This is a genomic window from Sorangium sp. So ce1036, assembly GCF_051369805.1.
Lineage (GTDB): Bacteria > Myxococcota_A > Polyangia > Polyangiales > Polyangiaceae > Sorangium > Sorangium cellulosum_F.
The window spans coordinates 5535466-5557678 of record NZ_JBBMOX010000001.1; the positions used below are offsets into that span (position 1 = coordinate 5535466).

Below are 22213 nucleotides of genomic sequence, written 5' to 3' on the forward strand. Positions count from 1 at the left end.
GGATTGAGCTCGCCTGATCACCTGTCACCTCTGATAGAGTATTTTTTTAATTCGAATCAAGCAGAACTCACAGCTTCGCAAGATGACAGGCACCTCGCCCATTCTGGACAATCGGTAAGTACGTGGCCTTTCCTCCGAATCCCCGAGGACCACGCGGCCCGAGCCGCGACAGCGCATCGACGCGGCCGCGCGTTACGGCCCGCCCGCCCGGGGCGCCCGGGGCGCCGCGCGTCCGCGCCCACGTTCGCCGCTCACCGTTCGGATAGGCCCCGCTCGCCCGCCCGCGCGCCCTCATCCCCCTCCTCCGGCGCCGTCGCCCCGCCGAGGACGCGCGCGTTCTCCGGCACCGCCGTCAGGAACCGCTCCCGCCGCCGCGGATCGGTGATCCTCCGGGCCCGCGCGAGCAGGCTCTCCCTCGCCGCGTCGAGCACCGCCGCCGCCTCGGCGCGCGCGCCCGCCGCCGCGAGCGCCTCGGCGCGCGCGAGCCGCACGAGCGACTCCCCTTCTTCCAGGGAGCCCAGGGCCGTGAGCTCGCGGTACGCCGCGCCCGACGCCTCGAGCGCCTCCGCGACCTCGCCCCGCGCGAGCAGCGCGAGCGCGCGCACCGCCACGGCGGGCGCGCGCAGCCACGGCGCCACGTGCAGCGCCGCCTCCGCGGCGCGCGCCTCCCGCTCGGCCGTGGACGCGTCGCCCGAGAGCAGCGCGATCCTCGCGAGGTAGGTCCGCGCCGCGCCCTCCATGCGGAGGTCGCCCCGCCGCTGGAACGCCTCGACCGCGCGCCGCTCGACGCTCTGCGCCTCGTCCAGCTTGCCCAGGCGCCCGAGCGCGTGGCCGAGGTTCTGGAGCGCCACCGTCGCGAGCTCGCGCAGGCCCATCCGATCGGCGGTCGACAGCGCGGCGCGCAGGACGGACTCGGCCGCGGCGAGCTCGCCGAGCTCGGCGTAGACGAAGCCGAGGTTCGCGCCGATCACGCACGCGCTCCGCCGGTCCCCGGCCTGCTCGAAGGCCGCGAGCGCGGCCTCCAGCCCGAGGAGGCACGCCTCGAGGTCGCCGCCCGCGGCGGCGCGGATCGCGCGGAGCTGCTGCGCCATCGCGACGAGCTCGGCGTCCGGCGCCGGCGGCGCGCGGAGGTCCTCGTCGATGCGCGCGAGCAGCGCGTCGGCCTCGGCGTGGCGGCCGCCGAAGACGAGCTGCGCGCCGCACTCGCAGAAGCAGGCGATCCGGGCGCGGCGCAGCGCGGACGTGGTGGACAGCGGCCCGGCGCCCGCCTCGGCGAGCTGCGGCGCGGGCGCGCCCTCGGCGACGGCGGCCCAGCGCGCCACGCGGTCGACCGCGCCGAGCTTCCCCGCGGCCGCGGCGATCTGGGTGACCGCGCGGAACCAGCCGGGGCTGCCGGGCCGGAGCAGCGCGGCCGCCGCCGCCCCGCGCTCCTCGGCGGCGGCGAGATCGCCCTCCCAGACGCGCGCCTCGGCCTCGACCAGCCGGAGCGCGCCGAGCTCCTCGCCCTCCGCGCCGCACGCGATCCCGCACGCGGCGCGCTCGATCGCGCCGCGGAGATCGCTCGCCTCGAGCGACTGCTCGGCCGCGCGCCGGTACCAGCGCACCGCGCGCCCGGGCTCGCCGCCCCGGCGGAAGTGCTCGGCCACGACCCGCGCGTCGGCCGAGGCGCGCTGCTCGAGCCACGCGCCCGCGAGCCGGTGGCCGAGGGCGCGGTCGTGCTCGGTCAGCATGGCGTAGGCGGCCTCGCGGACGAGCGCGTGCCGGAAGACGTAGTCGGCGACGTCGTGGAGCCCCGCGGGCGGGCCGGCGGGCGCGACGAGCTCGCGGTCCGCGAGCGCGCTCAGCCAGGCCTCGACGTCGGCGAGGCGCTCGTCGCCGCCGAGCAGCGCGGTGACGCCGTCCTTCGAGAACCGGTCGCCGAAGATGCTGGCCGCCCGGAGCACGCGCTTGCCCTCGTTGCCCTCGGCGTCGAGCCGCGCCTCGACCGTGCCGAGCACCGAGTCGGGCAGGATCTCCCCCTTGCCGCTGGCGACCGCCCGGATGAGCTCCTCCAGGTAGAACGGGTTGCCGCCGGCGCGGTCGATCACCTGCGCCGCGACGCCCTCGTCCACCGCGTCGCCGAGCGCCGCGCGGACGAGCTCCGCGCTGGCGCGCCGCTGCAGCGGGCCGAGCTTGATCGTCTGCACCTCGCGCTCGGCCCACAGGTTCGGGAACTGCCGGTGGACGTCGGGGCGGGCGAGCGCGAGCAGCATGAGCGGCGCCTCGCGGAGGTTCCGCAGGGTCGCGTCGAGCAGGCGCACGGTGGCGGCGTCGCCCCAGTGCAGGTCCTCCAGCGCGAGGAGCACCGGGTGAGCGGCGCACTCGGCCGCGAGCCAGTCCTCCCACGCGGCCCGCACGCCGTCGCTGATGCCGGTCGGGGTCTGGCGCGCCGCCCGCAGCACGCGGGCGTGGTCGGGGGACGGCGCGCCGGCGATCTCGCCGAGGAACGCGGCCGCCCGGTCGAGCTCCACGCCGCCGAGGTGGCGCCCGAGCCGCTGCGCGAGCTTGCGCTGGCGGACGCGCGGAGGGTCGCGCTCGTGGAGGCCGGCCGCCCGGCGGAGGATGTCCGCGATCATGCCGAACGGCGTGCCGGGCGCGCCCGAGTCGGCGCGGCCCCAGAGGATCTCGACCGGCTCGTCGCGCTGCCGCAGCGCGGCGAAGAGCTCCAGGCGGAGCCGGGACTTGCCGACGCCGGGGGGGCCGAGGACGAGCACGGCGCTCGCGAGCGACTCGGAGATGCAGCCGGAGAGCACGCCGTGGAGCATCGAGAGCTCGCGGACGCGGCCGACGCACGGGGTGGACCGGCCGAGCAGCGCGGGGACGATCTCGTCGCCGGCGCGCTCGCCGGCCAGCACGAGCGCCTCGCCCGGCGCGGCGGGCGCGCCGCGGGTGATCTCGAAGCGCGGGCCGAGCATGCCGGCGGTCGTGCTGTCGAGGCGCACGGCGCCGGCGGGCGCGCCGCGGAGCGCGGCGACGCCGCGGCCGACGAGGTCTCCGCCGACGGCGCCCGCGGAGAAGACGCCGCGCCCCGTGACGACGCAGAGCGGCACGCCCGGCAGCTCGGCCCGGAGGGCCAGGGCGCACTGGGCGGCGCGCTCGGCGCGGTCCACGGCGCTGCCGGGCCCCGCCATCACGACGAGCGCCACGCCCGGGCCGAGCCGCGTGAGCTTGCCGCCGTGGAGCTCGACGATCGCGCGGAGCTCGGCCGCCGACGAGGTCGGCGGCGGCGGCGCGGCCTCGCCGAGGAAGATCAGGCTGACGAGGCGCCGCTCGCCCAGGGTGAGGGCGACGCGCTCGCGCACGGCGGAGGCGCTGACCGGCACGCCCCCCGCGCGCGTCGGCGCGTCCGCGGGAGCGGTCCACGCGTCCACGGACGCGGCGATGCGGTCGAGCTCGGCGGCGACCTCGGCCCCGTCGCGCGGGCGGTCGCCGGGCCGCCTGGACAGCATGCGCGCGACGAGATCGTCGAGCGGCGCGGGCGCGTCGGGGCGGAGGTCGCGGAGGCGGGGCGGCTCCTTCAGGAGCAGCTCGCCGAGCGCCGCCATCGGGCTCGGGCCGGCGAACACGGGGCTCCCCGTGAGGCACTCGAACAGGACGCACCCGAGGGAGAACACGTCGCTGCGCGGATCGGGCGAGGCCCTGCCCTCGACTTGCTCGGGGGCCATGTACCCGGGCGTGCCGAGGAGGCCGCCGGAGATGGTCACGCGCCCCGCGTCCGCGCTGGGCCGCGCGAGGCCGAAGTCGACGAGCTTGACGCGCTCGGCGTCCCCGCCCGGGAGGAAGAGGTTGCTCGGCTTGATGTCGCGGTGGACGATGCCGCGCGCGTGCGCGAACGCGAGGGCGTCGGCCGCCCGGCGCACGAGCGAGACCCCCTCGCTCGCCGGGAGGATGCGCCGCGCGAGGCGCGCGGCCAGGTCCTCGCCGTCGAGCCACTCCATGGCGAGGTAGCGATCTCCGTCCAGCGTGAGTCCGTGCGCGATGTAACGCACGATACCCGGATGGACGAGCGCGGCGAGCAGCGCGGCCTCCCGCTCGAACCGCTCCACCTGGACCGCGCTCCGGAGGCGGACGACCTTGAGGGCGACCAGGCCGCCGCCGAGGCGATCGCGCGCCCTGTAGACCGTCCCCATGCCCCCGGAGGCGGCCTCGCCCTCGACGACGAAGCGCTCCGCTATGAGCTCGGCGTTGCCCACGTCACCGTTCTTCGAGGAAGACCGAGAGCGAGCCAGGGTACGGGGGCTCGTCAGGACGGAGCTCGCCCGATCGACCGCGGACCATGGCGCGGCAGCCGGGGAAGCTGCCATCGTCTCTCTGCTTCTCGCACACCGCGCCGCACGGCCCGACGACATCGAGCACGCACCCGTCGAGGGAGGGCCCGCAGACGCGGGGGATTGAGGAGGCGCCGGGCGGGAGGCACGCGTAATAGAGGGGCTCCTCGGCGAAGATGTCGCCGTAATACGTCGCCTCCTGCCTGGGGTACGCGCGGCGTTCGGCCTTGTTGGCCCGGAGCTCCTCGTGGTCGCCGCGGAGGGAGATGCTCACCTTCTCTCCCAGGTAATTGAGCCGAGCCAGGACGCAGCCGCTGACCCAGGAGCGGCACCCGGCATCGCAGGACCCCCCTTTCTCTCCCCAGCGCGGCGCGAGGCCGAGCTCCCCCACGAAGGCGACCTCCACGCCGTCGATCTCCAGGAGGATGCGCTCGCCCGCCGGCAGCGCGCACCCCGCGATGTACTTCAGCACGGAGCGCGCCGCCGGATCGCGGAGCGCCGAGGCCGTGAGCGGGTTCCTCGCCAGCGCCCCGGCCGTGAGCGCGTTCGACGTCAGCGCGTTCGACGTCAGCGCGTTCGACGTCAGCGCGTTCGACGTCAGCGCGTTCGACGTCAGCGCGTTGTCCGAGCGGACGGCCTGTGACGCGGCGTCGCCCGCGTCCTCCTCGCCCGGATCGAAGGGGGCCACGCACCCGCCCGCGAAGAGCGCGGCGACGGCCAGGACGAATACGGCGAGCCTCGGCGAATGCTCCATGGTAACGCCCCCTGGGATGCCGATGGGCCGGAGGGCCCATGAGCTCCCGACACGACCGGCGCCGAGACACGACCTGAAGCGCGCGCGTCGATCGCCGGTGCGTACATCGTGGTTCAATCTGGACGAGCCGCGAAGAGCGCACAGGGTTGAAGTGGCCTGTGCCGCTCGCCATCGCTGTCGCAAATGGAAAGATGTCACCGATGACGCGCGCAGCAAAGACCGACGCGCACGCAATGAGCTCTTTTTTTGTGTCGATGCACGAACGCTCTGTCGGCGCTGTCGACGCGAAAACATGCGCTCTGTCCGCGGCAATCTCGACAGGGGGTGTTCGCACCGGGGACGGAGGTATGGATAGCGACAGACCGTATGTGCTCGCTGGAGCGGATCGCCGGGGGCGCGGCCTCGCTCGCCCGCGCCCCCGGCGCTCGGCGCGGCAGGGCGGCGCCTGGGAGCGCCTGCCGTCGGGGCGGAGCCTGGCCGCTTCGAGGCGTCTGTCCTCTGCGGTCGCTGCCGTCTGTCTCCGCGGCCTCCGTGGCGCGGCCGTCCGCCTCGGCGGCACGGCCGTCTGCCGCCGCGGCGCGCGCCCTCGACGCCGCGGTGGCGCGCGCCCTTGACGCCGCCGCGGCCTGATCATTACATGCCGCGGACCATGAAAGGCCATGCGCGCAACCTGATGACCGAGCGCGTGATCGCTTTGCAAGACGACACGCCCGTCACCGACATGTTGCAGCTGTTCGCCGGCGAGAACCTGAGCGGCGCGCCGGTCATCGACGCGGGGCACCGGGTCGTCGGCTTCGTCAGCGAGACGGATCTCCTCGGCGCGCTCCTCCGGCAGGAGTACGAGGGCATGACGGCCGCGGACGTGATGAGCGCGCCGCCCATCGTCGCGGACGAGTTCATGCCCACCGACGACGTGATGAGCCTGCTCCGCGAGAACCGGATTCACCATCTGCCGGTCGTGCGCGAAGGGCGGCTCGTCGGGATCATCACCCCGCAGGACATCCTGCGCTACCTGGTGAAGCGGGTCCTCCCGCTCCCGCCGAGCCCCGCCTGAGGCGGCGGACCGGCGCCCGCGGCCGTCGCGCGCCGAAGCGAGGGGACGGCGGCGGCCTACCGGGCGATGCGACACGGCGCGCCGATCCTGGCGAGCCCAGGAGACGTCTCCTGGGCGCCGCGCGGTGCGTGCGGGGCAGCCACCCGACGGGATGAACAGAAGAGGTCCTGTGGAGACGTCGTGCTCGCAAGACTCCCGCGGTGCTCTTTCGTTGACTGAGCAGCTCACGACGCTACACCTTCCGGGTTGCTCGTCGTTTTTCTCTTTGGGTGTGCGCGGCCTGCTTCGGTGATCCTGACGAGCCGCTGGCGACCGGAAGGCCAGAGCTTCCTTCATCGCATTTCATCGAGGGGCGCCGCGCGCTGCGAATCAGGAGGGGAATTATGCATCTCCAGAACAAGACGCAGGCGATCGAGGAGTGCATCCGGAGCTGCCAGAGCTGTCATGAGATCTGCGTCGAGACGGCGAGCCTGGCCGTGAGGATGGGAGGAGAGCACACCGAGCACGAGCACGTGAGCCTCATCACGGACTGCGCCGAGATCTGCAATGTGAGCCTGAACTCGATGCTGCGGAACTCGACCACGTCGCTCGACCTTTGCCGTACCTGCGCCGATATCTGCGACGTGTGCGCGGCGGATTGCGAGCGCTTCGTGGGCAACCAGCAGATGCAAGCCTGCGCGCGCGAGTGCCGCAGGTGCGCCCAGGCGTGCCGGCAGATGGTGGCCGCCGCGACGCCCATCGGCGGCGCGGCGGCGGGCCACGGCGCTGCAGCGCACGGCGGCCAGCGGCTTCGCTGATCGACGCGCGTCGACCACCGTGCGTGCGGTGAGGCCGCCGGACGCGGCGGCATCCGCAGCGAGGCTGACGTCGGTCGCTGGGAGCCCGCGGGCGGCCGGTGTTAAGACTGCGGTATGCCGAGCCATGCCGAGCAGAGCGGTGAGCCTTACCTGACGGCGGACGCCGACGCGCTCCTCCGCACCGTCGTCGCCCCCGCCCCCGACGAGCCGCACGCGGCGGGGAAGAACATCCTCTATTGCGGGACGATCCAGCTCGCGTGGAACGAGCTCCTCCGGCTGTGCGGTGGGCCGCCGGATCTCGGCGGGCCGTGCGAGATCGCCGAGCGGCTCAGCCGGGAGGCGTCGCGCTTCACCCGCGACGACCTTGACGACGACAGCTACGTGGCCCGCGCGGGCGAGGGCGACGCGGTGCTCTCGGAGATCCGCCGCGAGCTCGCGCGCAAGTTCCAGGGGGCGGCGTCCCCCGGCATGCTCCCGGAGCGCCTGCCGGGAGATGCCCTGTTCGTCTACGCCTACCTGTTCAAGAGCCTCGCGTTCGCGACGCCGCTCCTCAGGGAAGAGGGGGGCGGACTCGAGTTCAACGGTTCGCGGAGCGTGCGCCATTTCGGCCTCTGGGAGACGGCGGACGAGGCGGACTGGAAGCAGCAGGCCAGGCAAGTCGTCGTCCACGACCACCGGTCCGACGAGGACTTCGTCGTGGAGCTGCTCACCCGGGCCCGGGACGACCGCCTGATCGTCGCCCGCGTCCCCCCGGGAGCGACGTTGCTCGCCACCACCCGGGAGGTCCTCGCCCGCGCCACGCCCTCGGCGTGGAGCCGGATGATGGGCGGCGCGCATCTCCGCAGGAAGGACACGCTGAAGATACCCATCGTTGACTTCGATGTCCTGTGTCATTTCAGCGAGCTCGCGGGCAGGCGGCTCGCCTCGCGACAGCGCATCATCTCGCAGGCCGACCAGTCCATCCGGTTCCGGCTCGACGACAAGGGTGCCCTGCTCAAGTCCGAGTTCGCGCTGACCGCGCCCCGCGGCGGGATACGGCTCGGCTTCCTTCCGCGCAATTTCATCTGCGACGGGCCGTTCCTGGTGCTGCTCCTGAGGAGAGGGCGCGCGGCGCCCTACCTTTCGCTGTGGATCGAGGACACGGAGCTGCTCATCCCGGCGCGCGACGCCCCCTTGCCCGCTCCTCCCCTCATGGCTCTCTAGCGATACTCGGTCTTGCCGCCGTCCGGGTCGACGCGCTCCACGACGCGCCCCCCGCTCGAACCGCTGGCGGAAGCCGCCGGGCTGGGCGGGCCGGCGCCCTGGCTGTCGCCGCCGCCCCCGCCGCCGCGGTTGCCGGGCCCCTGGGGCCCGCTGCCGCCGGGCCCTCCGGCCGATGCCCCTCCGCTGCCGCCCGCGCCGCTGGCGCTGGCCACGGCGCCGACGGTGATCGACCTGTTCATCTGGCCCATGCTGCCGGTGATGCCCGCCATGCCGAGCGCGATGAAGACGTTCGGCGCAATACCGCCGGGCGCTCGGCGCCGGGGAGCGCGCCCTCGGAGCCCGCGTGGTAACGTCCACCGGATGGTGGCCGCAGGAGCAGCCGAGGCGCTCTTCCCGACGCCCATGACCCTCGATCAATGGGCCGACCTGGACGAGGATGAGCCGGGCGAGCTCGTGGATGGCCGGCTCGTGGAGGAAGAGGTGCCGACGCATCTGCACGAGCTCGTCGTGGGCTGGTTTCACGCCATGCTGCGTGCCTGGGCGCTCGCGCGAGGCGGTTTCGCCTTCGGCTCGGAGCACAAGCTCGGGATCGCGCCCGGGAGAGGGCGCAAGCCGGACGTGACCCTCTATGCCCCGGGCGCGCCGCTGCGCCGGCGCGATTCGCTCTCCCGCACGCCGCCTGTCCTCGTGGTCGAGGTCCTCTCGCGGAGCCCGCGTGACGTCCGGCGCGACCGCGTGGACAAGCTCGATGATTACGCTCGCTTCGGCGTGCGGATCTACTGCCTGGTCGATCCGGAAGTACAGCTCGTCGAGCTTTACGAGCTCGGTCCTGATGGGCGCTATGCCCGCGCGCGCGCGGCGGCCGAGGGGAAGCTCGTCGTGCCGGGCCTCGAGGGGCTCGAGCTCGATCTGGATGCGCTCTGGGCCGAGGTGGAGCGGTTGCCGGGGGACGAGGCGCCAGCCGGCGAGGCGGAGGACGCCGGCGACGGCGGCGGCGGCTGAGCGCACGTGCGGGCGGGGCCATGCGCTTCGGGCCGTCAAGGCCATGCGCTTCGGGCCGTCAAGAGGACCGCGCGAGCCGGTCGAGCAGCTGCGCCGCGGCCTTCGCGGCGGGCGCATCGGGGCCGGCGGCGTGGACGAGGGCATCGTGGGCACGGCGAGCTGTCTCCAGGGCCTTCGCGTCTCCGCGCGCAGCCTGGAAGAACGCGACCATGTAGAGGCTATGCGCCGTGTCCGGATGCCGGGGGCCGCGCTTCTCCATCGCGATCTCGAGAGCGCGCCGCGCCAGAGCTTCTGCCTCCCTGGCGTTCGTCTGGAGCAGCCACAGGGCCAGCGCCAGGTCGCAGAGGCTCGGGCAGAGCGATGGATGATCCATCCCCAAAGCCTTCTGCTCGATCGCAATGACGCGCCTCAAGGCCTTCTCGGCTTTTGCATACTCACCGCGATCGAGCATCATCCCGGCGAGCTCGTGCAAGGAGGCCGCGTAGGCGGGGGTCTCGGGGCCGGTCGACCTCTCGTACACCGAGAGCGCCTCGCGCAGGTACAGCTCCGCCTCGTCGTACCTTCCCTGGACCTCCAGGCTTCGCGCGAGATCGTGCAGCGAGGTGGCGTAGGCTGGGTGCTCTTCGCCCCAGATCTTGGCCTGTCGCTTAGCAGCCTGTCGAAACAGTCTTTCTGCTTCGACAGACTCTCTCTGCACGAGCAGCGCGCGCCCGAGACCATGGAGCGCGGTTGCGGTGGAGGGATGTTCCGGCCCTGGGGACACTTCCAGGCGCTCTGAGGCCTCTCGCAAGAGGGCCTCGGCCGCGCCGTACTCCCCTTTCTCCAGCAGCACGCTTCCGAGATCGCTCATCGCGGTTGCAATGTTGGCATGTCCCTCGGAGAGCTTCCGCCGTGCGATCGCCAGCGAGCGCGTGAGCGCGCGCTCGGCCTCCTCGAGCTTGGCGCGGTCCCGGAGCACGATGGCCAGGTCATGGAGCGCCACCGCATAGTCAGTGTGGTCTCGACCGACGCGTCGCCTCTCCGCCGCGACCGCCTTCCGGAGGAGCCGCTCTGCTTCAGCGGGCCTGGCCTGCCGGAGCAGCGAGAACGCCCAGTCGACGAGCGCATCGGGATAGTACGCCTCCCGGGTCTGCCGCCTCTCCTCCCCGAGGAGCACCGCTTTTTGTGAAAGTGCCGCGGCTTCGGCATAGCGGCCGTATAGCCGCAGCGCGCGCCCGGCGACCTGCAGCGCCCTGGGATCCTCCCCCGCGAGCGCGAGGCCCCGCTGCGCCCACAGCACGGCGACCCTGGCATCCCCTGCGTCGATGGCCCCTCGGGCCGCCTCCACCCAGCGCTCCGCCCCCGTCCCCTCCCGCAGCGCCGTCTCCACGGCGTCGCGCGACGGCGATCCCACCCCGGACGCCCGCGCACGCAGCGCGGCCCCGATCACGACACCGCGCCCCTCGGCCATCTCCGCCATGACCACGCCAGGATCGGCCGCCTCGGCTGCCGCCGCCTCGATCTCGGTCTCGTTCACGCCCACGCGCCGCAACCCCGCGGCGATCTCCACCGCCTCGGGCTCCAGCTCCAGGAGCGCAGCGAGCCTTCCGGCGTACCGCACGCCCGCGTCCTCCAGGCGGGCCCGCGCCTCCGGCACGCTGAGCAGCGTGCCGTGCACGGGCACGAAGGCCGGGGGGGTGGCCGCCGGATCGAGCAGCGCGCTCCGCCCGCGCCGCCCCGCCTCTGCCATGGCCCAGCGGACCCGCTGGAGACGGAACGGGCCATCCACATCGGTCCACGCGAGCCATGCGTTGCCACTCGGCCTCGCCGCCTCGACCATCTGCTCGTAGGAGAGCGCCGCGGAAGCCCGCCTGAGATGGCGGCCCGGGAGCGCGGCCGAGAGCGCGGCCTCGAAGTCGCCTCCGCTCCAGGCCACCCCCGCGGCGCGCGAGAGGAGCGCGCGCTGGATCCCACGCACCGCGGGCCGCGGCGGCCCGAGAGGACACTCGAGGCGGTGAGAGATCCAGTGGAAGAAATCCGGCGCTCGACGGGCCAGCGCGGTCGTTGTCCCGGGGTCGCTGAAGAGGATCACGCGCAGCGCACGGTGGGCCAGGAGCGGGCGCTCCAGGTTGAGCCAGGTCGCCTGGTCCGGCGACGGGATCAGGATGACCAGCGCACCTTGGTCCGCGCGCGCGAGCCGCACCGCGTCCGTGTGGACCTCCAGGTGCGGGTGCGACGGCAGCAGGGTCCGCACGAGCTCACCGAGCCGCTCCGGACGTGCTCCGTCGAGGAGCACGAGCACGCCCTTCCGGGCGAGGCGGAGGATGCCGCTCAGCCGTGCGAGCCAGGGCGCGTCGTTCGCACGAGGTGCATCGTCAGGAGCGGGTGCGGGAAGTACCATTCCGACTCGTTCGGGTACGGGAGCAGCTTGCCATAGTCGAGCAGCTCCCGCGCCCTGGGATCCGCCGGGATGAGGCGGCGTGGATCGGCGGCCGCTCTCTCGAGCACCTCGACGTGCCCCGCGTCGAGGCCTGTCTCCAGCAGCCGGCGCATCTCATCGAGCACGCGGTCGACGAGCGGCTGGGTGGCGTGCATGGCGTCGTCGACCCAGCCCTGCTCGGCCAACGCGCGGACGAGCTTGACGAAGTCCCGCACGCGGCCGCCCGAGAAGTACGCGAGCCGCTCGAGCAGGTCGTTCGGGACGAGATCGGGGACGCCGAGATCGGCGGTGCGGCGGCGGAAGACGTCGCAGAAGAACCCGACGCCCGGCCCAGGCTCGGACTCCGTGCCCTTCTGCATGACCGGCTCGTTGAACACGACGCAGTTCTTGCTGAAGCGGGGGATGGCGCCCTTCGCCGGGTGCGAGTGCAACGCGAACGGCCCAGCGACGACCATCCGGCACGCGATCTGGGCGATCAGCTCCGACCGAAGGAACAGCGCCTCGGCGCGCTCGAACTCGAGGATTCGATCGAGGCCGTCGATGACGAGGAGCACGCGGCGCAGCTTCGACTGGACGTAGCCGACGAGCACATTGACCGCGCCGAGCAGGTTCTGCGCGTGCTCGTCCTGGTCGGGCAGCCGGCGCTGGGATCGCCCGATGGGCAGCTGCCACTTGAGGGCGCCGGTCGCGGCGTCGGCGACCTTCGTCGCCGCCGAGAGGAGCTCGAGCCCTGCCGTGGTGCCTGCCGCAGCCGCGGCCGTGGCAGGCGCGGCGAGCGGGGCCGCGGCGGAGGCGAGCACGACCATCGTCTTGGCCACCGCGCCGAGGTCGAGCTGGGCCGGCGGCGCCGGCGTGTCGGCGGCCTTGGCGGCCTTCTGCCACGCCCTGGCGAGCTCCTCGAGGTGCTGGTCCGGTAGCGGATAAGGGAGCAGCTCCTTGGCGGCGCGCGCGACGGCCAGCCCGGCGAGGAACACGACCTCCCAGGAGCTGATGTCCTGCAGCGCCTGCTCGTCGCCGACGACGTCGGAGAAGTGCCGCTGCAGGTCGAGCACGACGACGAAGTCGTGGCGGCTCCGTGCCTCGGCGATGCGCAGCAGCTCGGTCGACTTGCCCGTCCCTGTCGTGCCCGTGACGAGGGCGCGGGTCCCCTCGAACGGCGCTTGCAGCAGCTTGATGATGTCCGCGGCCGGGCTCCGCGGACGATCGGCGCGCCTGGCCTGCTCGGCCGCTGGCTGGAATGGGTCGAAGCGATTGTAGATCTCTTCCCAAATCGGCCGGCGCGACATGCCGCGACGCTACCACAACAAGGAGGGATCGGCCGCGCCGCCTACCTCCGCTCGAACTGATAGCGCGCCCGCTCCGCGCCCTCGATCTCCACCACGATGCGCTTCGGCCCGAAGCGCGCGACGGCGTGCGCGGCGGCGGGGCGGCCCGGCGCGTCGTCGTCGAGGTTCTCGATGAGGCTCTGGATCGTGACGTACGGGATGCCGCGGATCACGTCGAGGTGGTTCCAGTGCAGGTGGCCGTTGAAGACCGCGAGCACGCCGTGCTCCTCGAAGAGCCCCCGCATCGCGCGCCGCTCACGCACGAGGCAGATGTGCGGGCTCCCCTCGAACCAGCGGTTGCCCCGGAGATCCTGGTCGGCCGCGCTGTGGTGCATCAGCACGACGGTGGGCAGCGAGGTCGCGGCGAGGTCCTGGGCGAGCCAGGCGAGCTGCTCGGCCCCCAGCGAGATGTCGTGGTCCTTGCGCTCGCGCGTGTGGAGGACCGTGAAGTGAAGGCCGCCGCGATCGAACGAGTAGTACAGCCGGGTGATCTCGGGCCTGCCCCAGGCCGACAGCAGGTCGGCCTCGCTCAGGTGGACCGTGTCGTGGTTGCCGGCGACGTGGAACAGCTCGGCCTCCAGGCCGCGGAGGGCGGCGATGCACTCGCCGTAGCGCGCCCGGTCGGCCTCGGGCCCCTCGTCCTCGATGTCGTCGCCCAGGTTCACGACGAGATCGGGCCGCGTGATCTCGTTCATCCGCGCCACGAAGGCGCGGGTCAGCGCGGGCGCCTCGCCCGTGAGCTTGCGCAGCTTGCCCCCGAACGACGCCGGCGGGCCGAAGTGCAGGTCCGAGACGAACGCGACGACGAGCTCCGCCATGCGCGCCGCTCAGCCCGACTTCGCGCCGGGGTCCGCCTTGGAGCCGCCGAGGCACGCGGGCGACTGGAAGCCCGCCCCGCCCTGCCGCTCCCACTCGTCCGGCGTCATCGCGCGGATCGTGAGGGCGTGCAGCCCCGCGCGGAACTCCTCGCGCACGATCTCGTTGACGCGCCGGTGGCGCTCGACCGGGCTCAGGCCCCGGAACGCCTCGCTCACCACGAGCACCTTGAAGTGGGTCTCCGAGCCGACCGGCACGCTGTGCATTCGGCTCTCGTTCTCCACGTCGAGGTGCACGGGGGCGAGCGCGTGGAGGAGCTTGCTCTGGATGGAGTCCTTCCTCGTCGTCGTCATGGCCGCGCCGAGCTTAGCCTCCGTCGCGGCGCAGGTCACCCGCGCGCGCGCCGGGAGCGACGAGGAGGCGCTCCTCCCGTCGTGGCGAGCGCCCCTCCCGCCGGAGGGCCGCCCCGTGGGCGGGTCCGGCCGGTCCCGAGGGGGCGAGGGGCGCCCGCTCCGGCGGGAGGGGGCGCGGGCGCGGGTCGTTTCGGACGAAGAGATTGCCCGGCGCCACGGCAGCGGATAAACCGCGCGGCATGGCACCTTCGATGGTTGCGCGGCTCGCGCTCGTCCTCGCCGCCGGGCTCGCCGGCGCATCCGGCTGCAGCGATGACAATGCGGGGAGCGCCCCCGGCCCGACCGGGGCACCCTCCTTCTCGATCGTGAGCCCGGAGGACGGCGCGTGCGTCGCGATCGGCGAGCCGCCGGCCTCTCCTTCGCCCGGGGAGCCGACGATTCCGGTCACGGTCGAGGTCTCGCAGCTCCTCCTTCGCCCGCCTGGCACGTGCGGATCGTACCGGCAGTGCGGACACCTCGTGCTCAGCGTCGATGGCGAGGAGAACAACTCCTCTTCCAGCCGCGTGATCGACGTCCGGCTCGACAGGCTCGATGCCGAGGAGCGCTATGGAGAGCGCACGATCGAGATCCGTTTCGTGAACGATGAGGGCGTGACGGTCCTCGGCGGGGAGAACAGGATGGAGCCTCTCGTCCGGAGGCTTTCGGTGACCGTCGCGGCGTCGTGCGAGGAGGGCGGCGGCGAAGGCGGCGGCGCTGGGGGCGAAGGCGGCGGCACCGGGGGCGAGGGTGGCGGCGCCGGGGGCGAGGGTGGCGCTGGGGGCGAGGGCGGCGCTGGGGGCGAGGGCGGCGCCGGGGGCGAAGGCGGCGCTGGGGGCGAGGGCGGCGCCGGGGGCGAAGGCGGCGCCGGGGGCGAAGGCGGCGGCTCAGCGGGTTAGATCTCTAGGCGCGTCCGTCTCCCGTCTTCCGTCTCCCGTCTTTCGTCTGGCCTCCGCGTCCTCGTGCGCGTGCGCGTGCGCGCTCATCCCCTCCACGTCTCTCGTCATCCGTTTCTGCCACCGTCCGCGAATTCGTGATCGTGCGGGTGCTCGACACGCTCGCGTACGAGGACGCGCACGGAATGAGCGCGCACGCGCACGCGCACGCGCACGAAGAGGGAGAGGGAAGACGGGAGACGGGAGACGGGAGACGGAAGACGGAAGACGGGGTGCAATCCGATCTCTCGTCGACTCCCTGAGCGGAAAACTCTCCCCCTCCCTTCCCCACACAAACGCGCGGGACTTCTTCCCGCTCAACCTGTCATCACTTCGCCTGAGGATCCGCGCGCGGAAGTCCTCGCTCGTCGAAGAGGAGCGCGATATCGACGTGGAACTGGGCTCTGCGCGACGACGGCGGCGCGCGATGTGAGCTCGGCGGCGGCGTGGGTCGACGCCCGTTCGCTTCACCTTCCTGGACGCCCGACGCCGGCACCTGTCCCTGCATGGCCGTCGCGGCGGGAGGAGGGCCCAGGTCCTCCCGCTGCAAAGGCTCCGCCCCTCGCTGCGACCCCGGCCCCGCCCCGTACGCCGCCCCTCGCTGCGACCCCGGCCCCGCCGCATACGCCGCCCCTCGCTGCGACCCCGGCCCCGCCCCGTACGCCGCTCCCCGCTGCGACCCCGGCCCCGCCGCGTACGCCGCTCCCCGCTGCGACCCCGGCCCCGACGGAGACTCTTCCCCTCGCCGCGACCCCGGCGCCGGCGTCTCTCTCCTCCAGGGCTGCTCCGCCCTCTGCAACCCCGGCGCCGGCCACTCCCTCCGCAGAGGCGCCACCGCCGGCTGCGTTCCCGCCACGGGGGTGTCCCTCCTCCTCGCCCCTTCTCCCCCCGGCGCAGGCGGGCCCGGAGGGCTCCGGCGAGCGGACATCACGCCCAGCGGCACCGACGGCGCCGGCAAGCCGCCGCGCGGCGCCCCCGGCCCCGCCGCGCCACCCGGACGCCCCGACCGCGGCACCGCGGCCTCGTGCGGGCGATACCTCGCCTCCGGAGGCATCGAGTCCGCTCCCCAGCGCCCAGGCTGCGGCCCCGACACCGCGGCCGCCACGCGCTCGCGGTACGCAGTCTCCAGCTCGGCCGCGCTCCGCCGCCCCGAGCGCGGCAGCGGCGTCGCCTCGGGGTCGGGCCGCCCCCCCACCTCCGGCGCCGACGCCGCGACGCTCCAGCGCTCGGAGCGCGGCCCCGACGCCCCCTCGTCGCCCGGCACCAGCGAGTAACGCCCCGGCGTGAGCTGCCGCGCCCGCTGCTTGCGGCTCTCGCGCGCCGCCGTCGAGAGCATCATCCCGAGCTCGTCGTCCGTCAGCCTCGCGTCGACCCGCACGACCGTGCTCACCACGTCGCGCGCGATCTCCTCGAACCGCTCGGGATCGAGCGCGTACGTCGACGGCGTGACCACGATGACCACCGGCCGCCGCTCCTCCGCCAGCGCCGCCGCCATCGACACAGGACACGCCTTGACAATGATCCCGGCGTCCATCGCCGCCGCCTGGCAACGCTCCAGCAGCGCCGCGTCGCCGCCGATGAGAAGAGCCGTCGGGATCTGGGCGCGAAGCGTGGCGTCGGAAAGTCGCGACATCGGTGAAGGGATCCTAACCCCCCTGCCCGGAGCCGCGTTCAGGAAAATCCTGTCATCGGACATTCCCCGTCATGTCTGGACAGGCGAGCTCGACCGTGTGGGGCATTTCCCTCCTCCGGCGCACCTCACGGACGCATAGGTGCCGCGGGGAGCTCGGTCAGGTGGCAAGCGGCCCAGTGCCCGGGACGCCGCTGCTCCAGCGACGGAGGCTCGACCCGACACCGGTCCATCACGTACGGACAGCGCGTGTGAAAATGGCACCCGGGCGGCGGGTTCAGCGGACTCGGCACCTCGCCGACGAGCGTCAGGCGCCGCCGCGTCCGCTCCACGTCGGGATCCGGGATCGGGATCGCCGAGAGCAGCGCCTGTGTGTACGGATGTCGGGGTGAGCCGAACAACGCCTCTGGACGGGCGCGCTCGACGATCCGCCCGAGGTACATCACCGCGATCTCGCTTGACAAGTGCCGCACCACCGCGAGGTCGTGCGCCACGAACACGTAGGTGAGCGAGAGCTCGCGCTGCAGCGACGCGAGCAGGTTCACGATCTGCGCCTGGATGCTCACGTCGAGCGCGCTGACCGGCTCGTCCGCGATGACGAGCTTCGGCCTGAGCGCGAGCGCGCGGGCGATGCCGATCCGCTGCCTTTGGCCGCCGGAGAACTCGTGCGGGTAGCGGCGCATGTACGAGGGCGACAGCCCCACGAGGTCCATCAGGCGCGCCACCTCGCGGAGCGCCTCGTCGCGCGAGGAGACGAGATCGTGAGTCCAGAGCGGCTCGGCGATGAGGTCGTGGACCGTCATGCGCGGGTTGAGGCTCGCGTACGGGTCCTGGAAGATCATCTGCATCTCGCGGCGCGCCCTGCGCAGCGCGCGCGGGTCGAGCGTCAGGATCTCCCGGCCGTCGATCTTCACGCTCCCGGACGTGGGCTGGACGAGGCGGAGGATCCCCCGCCCCGTGGTCGACTTGCCGCAGCCGGACTCGCCGACGAGGCCCAGCGTGGCGCCGCGCTCGACGTCGAAGGAGACGCCGTCGACCGCGCGCACCGTGCCGACCTGCCGCTGGAGCAGGCCGCGCCGCACGGGGAAGTGGACCTTGAGATCGCGCACCGAGAGCAGCGGCGCGCCGGGCTCGGGTGTGGCGGCGGGGGTGGTCATGGCGCTCGTCCGGCGACGTCCTCGACATGGCACCGCACGACGTGCAGCGCCCTCCTGCTCCCCTGCCCCGAGACGACGCGCGGGGCGGGCGGCTCCTCCCGGCACCTCGCGACCGCGTGCGCGCAGCGCGGGTGGAACGCGCAGCCCGGCGGCAGACGCGCGAGCGACGGCGGCATCCCGGGGATGGGGACGAGCTCCGCGCCGCGCGCGTCGTCGAGCCGCGGGATCGAGCGCGACAGCCCGATCGTGTACGGGTGCCTCGGCGCGCGGAAGATGTCGCGGACCGGCCCCTCCTCGACGATGCGCCCGGCGTACATCACCGCGACGCGATCGGCCATGTTCGCGACCACGCCGAGGTCGTGCGTGATGAGGATGACCGCCGCGCCGAGCGCCTCCTTGCGCTCGCGGATGAGGTCGAGGATCTGCGCCTGGATCGTGACGTCGAGCGCCGTCGTCGGCTCGTCGGCGATGAGCAGATCCGGGTCGCAGAGCAGGGCCATCGCGATCATCACGCGCTGCCGCATCCCGCCCGAGAGCTGGTGGGGGTAGTCGTCGATCCGCGACGCCGCCGCGGGGATGCCCACCGCCTGCAGCATCTCGACGCTGCGCCGGCGGGCCTCGGCGCGCCCCATGCCGCGGTGGAGCGCGAGCACCTCGATGAGCTGCTCGCTCACCCGGAGGTAGGGGTTCAGCGACGTCATCGGGTCCTGGAAGATCATCGCGATCCGGTCGCCGCGGATGCGCTCCATCCGCGCCTCGCTCACAGAGAGCAGGTCCTCGGGGGTCCCGCGCTCGGACTCGAGCAGGATCTCGCCGCCCACGATCCTCCCCGGCGGATCGGGGATGAGCCGCAGGAGCGAGAGGCTCGTCACGCTCTTGCCCGAGCCGGACTCGCCGACGATCCCGAGCACCTCGCCGCGATCGACGCCGAAGGAGACGTCGTCGACGGCGCGGACCACCCCCTCCTCGGTGAAGAAGTGGGTCTTCAGGTTCTTGACCTCGAGCAGCATGGTCCGTGCGGGCGCGCCGGAGGGGCCTCGCCCTTCAGTCCTTTCGGATGCGTGGATCGAGGGCGTCGCGGAGCCCGTCGCCGAGGAAGTTGAAGCAGATCAGCGTGAGCGCGAGCATCAGCGCCGGGAAGATGAGCTGCCACGGGAAGAGGTCCATCGCGTCGGCGCCCGTCGACGCGAGCAGGCCCCAGCTCGACAGCGGCTCCTGCGTGCCGAGGCCGAGGAAGCTCAGGAACGCCTCGGTCATCATCACCTCGGGGATGGTGAGCGTGGTGTACACGATGATCGGGCCGAGCGCGTTCGGGACGAGGTGCCGGAAGATGAGCGCGGCGTGGCCGACGCCGATCGAGCGCGCCGACTCGACGAACGGCTGGCTACGCAGCGCGATGACCTGGCCGCGGACGATGCGGGCCATCGTGAGCCAGGAGATGCCGCCGAGGGCCGCGAAGACGACGACGATCTGGAAGATGGGGAAATAGCTCGGATCGGACGGGTCCTCGACCATGAGGCCGAGCACGGCCTGGAAGGCGCGGTAGAGGACGGTCTGGTCGTTCGCGAAGAAGACCATCAGCAGGATGACGAGGATGAGGAACGGGAACGCGTAGAGCACGTCCACGATGCGCATCATGATCGCGTCGATCTTGCCGCCGAAGTAGCCGGCGACGCCGCCCCAGCTCACGCCGATGGCGAAGCTCACGAGCGTCGCGACGATGCCGACCGCGAACGAGATGCGCCCGCCGAAGAAGACGCGCGCCATGAGGTCGCGGCCGAAGTAGTCGGTGCCCATCCAGTGCGCGAGCGACGGCGGCTGCGCGCCCAGCTTGAGGTCGGCCGCGTCGTAGCGGTAGCTCGAGAGCTCCGGCACGAGGACGCAGGCGACGATCATGGCGACGAGCACGGCGCCGCTCGCGACCGCCGCCCGGTTCTTGCGGAGCCTGCGCCAGGCGTCGCGGCCGAGGCTCGACCCCTGCTCGATCGCGTCGAGCCGCAGCGGGGCCGGGGGGCGCGGCGCCGCGCCGCCGGCGGCCGGGTCGGCCTCCGCGGGCGGGCCGCCGGGAGCGGCGGCGCGCGGCGAGGGGGCGACGGACGACATGGTCAGCGGAGCTCCACGCGCGGGTCGAGGAGCGCGTAGGCCACGTCGACGAGCGCGTTGAAGACCATGAGGAGGGATCCGTAGACGAGCATGACCCCCATCACGAGGTTGTAGTCGCGGTTCGTGGCCGCCTCGACGAAGTAGCGGCCCATGCCGGGGATGTTGAAGATCTTCTCGACGACGAGCGAGCCGACGAGCATGCCGCTGAAGCCGGGGCCGAGGAAGCTCACGACCGGGAGCAGCCCGCCGCGCAGCGCGTGCTTCAGGATGATCTTGCGCTCGGAGAGCCCCTTGGCGCGGGCGGTGCGGATGAAGTCGGCGCGGATCACCTCGAGCATCCCGCCCCGGGTCAGCCGGGCGATGACGGCCGCCACCGGGAGCCCGGCGCAGACGACCGGGAGCACCATGTGCCGCCACGTCTCCCACCGCGCGACCGGGAACCAGTACAGCTTGAGCGAGAAGACCAGCAGGAGCAGCGGCGCGAGCACGTAGCGCGGCACGCTGAGGCCGATCATGGCGGCGGCCATGGCCGCCGTGTCCTTCCACGTGTTCTGGCGGATCGCGCCGAGGATGCCGAGGGGGACGCCCACGGCGAGGGCGAAGAGCATCGCGCAGAGGCCGAGCTGCATGGACACGGGCAGGCTGAGCGCGATGATCTCGTTGACCGTGCGGTTCGGGTACCTGAACGTCGGGCCCAGGTCGCCGCGCGTGACGAGCGCGAACAGCCAGTCGCCGTACTGCTTGAGCACCGGATCGTTCAGGTGGTACTTCGCGTCGAGCTGACGCTGGACCTCGGCGGGGACGGCCCGCTCCAGATCGAACGGCCCGCCCGGCACGATGCGCACCAGGACGAACACCAGGGTGGCGACGAGGAAGAGCGTGGGGATGATCGACAGGAGCCGCTTGAGGACGTAGGTGCTCACGGCGCGCCGCCTCCCGGCGCGCCGGGCCGCCCGGGCGAGAGGAGGTCGAGCCCATCGCGAACGGACGGGGCCGGCCCGCGCCCCCCATCATCCCGCCGTGTTCCGTCGATCCCGAGCGATGTCACGAGGTGCCTCCGGGCTGCCGTCCTTCCCCGCGCGGCGACCGTCGCGGGGCGCGCGCCGCGCTCTCCCGCATATCACGGAACCGCCGGCCAGCCGCGGCGATTTGCCGGGCGCCGGCCGGCGCTATCGCCGAGGCGGCCCGCCACGAGTCGCCCCCGCAACAGGGGTATTGCTCATCCGGCCTGGCCGCCTGAGCGCGCAACCCACGTTACGGGATCAGCAGCACCTTCCCCGTCGTGGCGCGGCCCTGGAGCGCGCGGTGCGCCTCGGCCGCCTCGGCGAGCGGGTACGTGGCGCCGACGGAGATCGTCAGCTCGCCGCGGTCGATCGCGCCGAGCACGTCGGCGGCGCGCCCGACCAGCTCCTCGCGCGTCGCGGTGTAGTGCCCGAGGCTCGGCCGCGTGAGGTAGAGCGAGCCCTTCTGGTTCAGGATCTGCGGGTCGAACGACGGCACGGGCCCGCTCGCCTGGCCGAAGAGCACGAGCATGCCGCGCGTGCGCAGCGCGCCCAGGCTCTTCGCGAACGTGTCCTTGCCGACGCCGTCGTAGACGACGTGGACGCCCTGGCCGCCGGTGAGGCGCCGCGCCTCGGCCTCGAAATCGGCCTGCGTGTACAGGATCACCTCGTCGGCGCCCGCCTCGCGCGCGAGCCGGGCCTTCGCGTCGGTCGACGCGGTGCCGATCACGCGCGCCCCGAGCCGCTTCGCCATCTGGCAGAGGAGCAGGCCGACGCCGCCCGCGGCCGCGTGGACCAGGCACGTGTGCGAGGGCCCGAGCGGGAACGTCGATCGCACGAGGTAGTGCGCGGTGAGGCCCTGGAGCATCGCGGCCGCGGCGTTCCTCGCGCCGACGCCCGCCGGCACGGGGACGAGCCTCGCGACCGGGATGCGGACGTGCGTGGCGTACGAGCCGGGGCCCGCTGCCCACGCGACCTCGTCCCCTTCCCTCACCTCGGTGACGCCCGGCCCCACGGCCTCGACCCGGCCCGCGCCCTCGAGCCCGAGCGGGATGGGCACCTCGGTCCTGTACTGCCCGCTCCGCTGGTAGGTATCGATGAAGTTGACCCCCGCGGCCTCGACGCGGATCACGGCCTCTCCCGGGCCCGGCGCGGGCGTGGGGAGCTCCTCGAGCTGCATCACCTCGGGGCCGCCGGCCGCCTTCGGACGTATCGCGCGCATGCGCCCATGTTGTCGATGCGCGCCGGGCCGTCAACGGGCTCGCCGCGTCCCCTCTGGCGCGCGGTGGTGGGGCGCCAGGTCTTCCCGATTGACGTCCAG

The 22213-nt window shown here is 73.3% G+C and carries 18 protein-coding genes; 5 read left to right on the top strand and 13 right to left on the bottom strand.

All coding sequences use genetic code 11. From position 1 onward, the window contains the following. Nucleotides 1-251 precede the first annotated feature (251 nt). Together WMF31_RS20925 and WMF31_RS20930 are read right to left on the bottom strand one after the other, a co-directional pair. Nucleotides 252-4232: a serine/threonine-protein kinase gene (locus WMF31_RS20925; protein ID WP_436603647.1), complete on the bottom strand. Its 3981-nt coding sequence runs from the start codon at nt 4230-4232 to the stop codon at nt 252-254. A gap of 1 nt (nt 4233) precedes the next feature. Continuing rightward, a complete protein-coding gene (locus tag WMF31_RS20930) occupies nt 4234-5061 on the bottom strand; it encodes a hypothetical protein (RefSeq protein ID WP_436603648.1) in 828 nt (275 codons plus the stop codon). Between the two features lie 649 nt (nt 5062-5710). On the opposite strand from WMF31_RS20930, the gene WMF31_RS20935 reads away from it, so the two are divergent. From WMF31_RS20935 to WMF31_RS20945, 3 genes are all read left to right on the top strand, one after another. Next, entirely contained in the window at nt 5711-6115 is a 405-nt protein-coding gene (locus tag WMF31_RS20935) for a CBS domain-containing protein (RefSeq protein WP_242516238.1), read from the top strand. Between the two features lie 383 nt (nt 6116-6498). Beyond that, complete coding sequence (locus WMF31_RS20940; RefSeq protein WP_436603649.1) at nt 6499-6912, top strand: four-helix bundle copper-binding protein; 414 nt, start codon at nt 6499-6501, stop codon at nt 6910-6912. Nucleotides 6913-7026: 114 nt separating this feature from the next. After that, on the top strand, nt 7027-8115 hold the full coding sequence (locus WMF31_RS20945) for a hypothetical protein (protein WP_129347785.1): 1089 nt from the start codon (nt 7027-7029) through the stop codon (nt 8113-8115). On the opposite strand, the gene WMF31_RS20950 is transcribed toward WMF31_RS20945, so the two are convergent. Then, nucleotides 8112-8384 (bottom strand): hypothetical protein, encoded by a 273-nt coding sequence (locus WMF31_RS20950; protein WP_129347784.1) that lies wholly within the window; start codon nt 8382-8384, stop codon nt 8112-8114. The genes WMF31_RS20945 and WMF31_RS20950 overlap by 4 nt on opposite strands. Before the next feature lie 133 nt (nt 8385-8517). Between WMF31_RS20950 and WMF31_RS20955 the strand changes: the two genes are divergently transcribed. Continuing rightward, a complete protein-coding gene (locus tag WMF31_RS20955; RefSeq protein ID WP_129356659.1) occupies nt 8518-9117 on the top strand; it encodes a Uma2 family endonuclease in 600 nt (199 codons plus the stop codon). A 58-nt stretch (nt 9118-9175) separates the two neighbouring features. On the opposite strand, the gene WMF31_RS20960 is transcribed toward WMF31_RS20955, so the two are convergent. From WMF31_RS20960 to WMF31_RS20975, 4 genes are read right to left on the bottom strand one after another with little or no spacing between them, the layout of a single operon-like run. Then, nucleotides 9176-11497, bottom strand: coding sequence for a tetratricopeptide repeat protein (locus WMF31_RS20960; RefSeq protein WP_436603650.1), 2322 nt, complete (start codon nt 11495-11497; stop codon nt 9176-9178). Continuing rightward, nucleotides 11428-12822 carry a hypothetical protein gene (locus WMF31_RS20965; RefSeq protein WP_436603651.1) on the bottom strand — a complete coding sequence of 465 codons (1395 nt, stop codon included), beginning with the start codon at nt 12820-12822 and terminating at the stop codon, nt 11428-11430. The genes WMF31_RS20960 and WMF31_RS20965 overlap by 70 nt, the downstream gene beginning before the upstream one ends. A gap of 41 nt (nt 12823-12863) precedes the next feature. Further along, nucleotides 12864-13679, bottom strand: coding sequence for a metallophosphoesterase family protein (locus WMF31_RS20970; protein ID WP_436603652.1), 816 nt, complete (start codon nt 13677-13679; stop codon nt 12864-12866). Between the two features lie 9 nt (nt 13680-13688). After that, nucleotides 13689-14030 carry a BolA family protein gene (locus WMF31_RS20975; RefSeq protein WP_436603653.1) on the bottom strand — a complete coding sequence of 114 codons (342 nt, stop codon included), beginning with the start codon at nt 14028-14030 and terminating at the stop codon, nt 13689-13691. Nucleotides 14031-14269: 239 nt separating this feature from the next. Between WMF31_RS20975 and WMF31_RS20980 the strand changes: the two genes are divergently transcribed. Next, a complete protein-coding gene (locus tag WMF31_RS20980; RefSeq protein WP_436603654.1) occupies nt 14270-14965 on the top strand; it encodes a hypothetical protein in 696 nt (231 codons plus the stop codon). A 364-nt stretch (nt 14966-15329) separates the two neighbouring features. On the opposite strand, the gene WMF31_RS20985 is transcribed toward WMF31_RS20980, so the two are convergent. From WMF31_RS20985 to WMF31_RS21010, 6 genes are all read right to left on the bottom strand, one after another. Beyond that, nucleotides 15330-16634, bottom strand: coding sequence for a hypothetical protein (locus WMF31_RS20985; RefSeq protein ID WP_436603655.1), 1305 nt, complete (start codon nt 16632-16634; stop codon nt 15330-15332). 125 nt (nt 16635-16759) lie between these two features. Next, a complete protein-coding gene (locus WMF31_RS20990; RefSeq protein ID WP_436603656.1) occupies nt 16760-17788 on the bottom strand; it encodes an ABC transporter ATP-binding protein in 1029 nt (342 codons plus the stop codon). Beyond that, the gene (locus tag WMF31_RS20995; RefSeq protein WP_436603657.1) at nt 17785-18798 is read right to left on the bottom strand and encodes an ABC transporter ATP-binding protein; all 1014 of its coding nucleotides are present in this window, start codon (nt 18796-18798) and stop codon (nt 17785-17787) included. The genes WMF31_RS20990 and WMF31_RS20995 overlap by 4 nt, the downstream gene beginning before the upstream one ends. A gap of 34 nt (nt 18799-18832) precedes the next feature. After that, entirely contained in the window at nt 18833-19891 is a 1059-nt protein-coding gene (locus WMF31_RS21000) for an ABC transporter permease (RefSeq protein ID WP_436603658.1), read from the bottom strand. A gap of 2 nt (nt 19892-19893) precedes the next feature. Further along, on the bottom strand, nt 19894-20814 hold the full coding sequence (locus WMF31_RS21005; protein WP_436603659.1) for an ABC transporter permease: 921 nt from the start codon (nt 20812-20814) through the stop codon (nt 19894-19896). 331 nt (nt 20815-21145) lie between these two features. Beyond that, nucleotides 21146-22114: a quinone oxidoreductase family protein gene (locus WMF31_RS21010; protein WP_436603660.1), complete on the bottom strand. Its 969-nt coding sequence runs from the start codon at nt 22112-22114 to the stop codon at nt 21146-21148. Nucleotides 22115-22213 lie beyond the last annotated feature (99 nt).

Excerpts from the sequence above, each read along its gene's own strand:
- WMF31_RS20930 (WP_436603648.1), bottom strand. The coding sequence starts at position 5,061 with ATGGAGCATTCGCCGAGGCTCGCCGTATTCGTCCTGGCCGTCGCCGCG.
- WMF31_RS20935 (WP_242516238.1), top strand. The coding sequence starts at position 5,711 with ATGAAAGGCCATGCGCGCAACCTGATGACCGAGCGCGTGATCGCTTTG.
- WMF31_RS20940 (WP_436603649.1), top strand. The coding sequence starts at position 6,499 with ATGCATCTCCAGAACAAGACGCAGGCGATCGAGGAGTGCATCCGGAGC.
- WMF31_RS20945 (WP_129347785.1), top strand. The coding sequence starts at position 7,027 with ATGCCGAGCCATGCCGAGCAGAGCGGTGAGCCTTACCTGACGGCGGAC.
- WMF31_RS20950 (WP_129347784.1), bottom strand. The coding sequence starts at position 8,384 with ATGGCGGGCATCACCGGCAGCATGGGCCAGATGAACAGGTCGATCACC.
- WMF31_RS20955 (WP_129356659.1), top strand. The coding sequence starts at position 8,518 with ATGACCCTCGATCAATGGGCCGACCTGGACGAGGATGAGCCGGGCGAG.
- WMF31_RS20960 (WP_436603650.1), bottom strand. The coding sequence starts at position 11,497 with ATGGTACTTCCCGCACCCGCTCCTGACGATGCACCTCGTGCGAACGAC.
- WMF31_RS20965 (WP_436603651.1), bottom strand. The coding sequence starts at position 12,822 with ATGTCGCGCCGGCCGATTTGGGAAGAGATCTACAATCGCTTCGACCCA.
- WMF31_RS20970 (WP_436603652.1), bottom strand. The coding sequence starts at position 13,679 with ATGGCGGAGCTCGTCGTCGCGTTCGTCTCGGACCTGCACTTCGGCCCG.
- WMF31_RS20975 (WP_436603653.1), bottom strand. The coding sequence starts at position 14,030 with ATGACGACGACGAGGAAGGACTCCATCCAGAGCAAGCTCCTCCACGCG.
- WMF31_RS20980 (WP_436603654.1), top strand. The coding sequence starts at position 14,270 with ATGGCACCTTCGATGGTTGCGCGGCTCGCGCTCGTCCTCGCCGCCGGG.
- WMF31_RS20985 (WP_436603655.1), bottom strand. The coding sequence starts at position 16,634 with ATGTCGCGACTTTCCGACGCCACGCTTCGCGCCCAGATCCCGACGGCT.
- WMF31_RS20990 (WP_436603656.1), bottom strand. The coding sequence starts at position 17,788 with ATGACCACCCCCGCCGCCACACCCGAGCCCGGCGCGCCGCTGCTCTCG.
- WMF31_RS20995 (WP_436603657.1), bottom strand. The coding sequence starts at position 18,798 with ATGCTGCTCGAGGTCAAGAACCTGAAGACCCACTTCTTCACCGAGGAG.
- WMF31_RS21000 (WP_436603658.1), bottom strand. The coding sequence starts at position 19,891 with ATGTCGTCCGTCGCCCCCTCGCCGCGCGCCGCCGCTCCCGGCGGCCCG.
- WMF31_RS21010 (WP_436603660.1), bottom strand. The coding sequence starts at position 22,114 with ATGCGCGCGATACGTCCGAAGGCGGCCGGCGGCCCCGAGGTGATGCAG.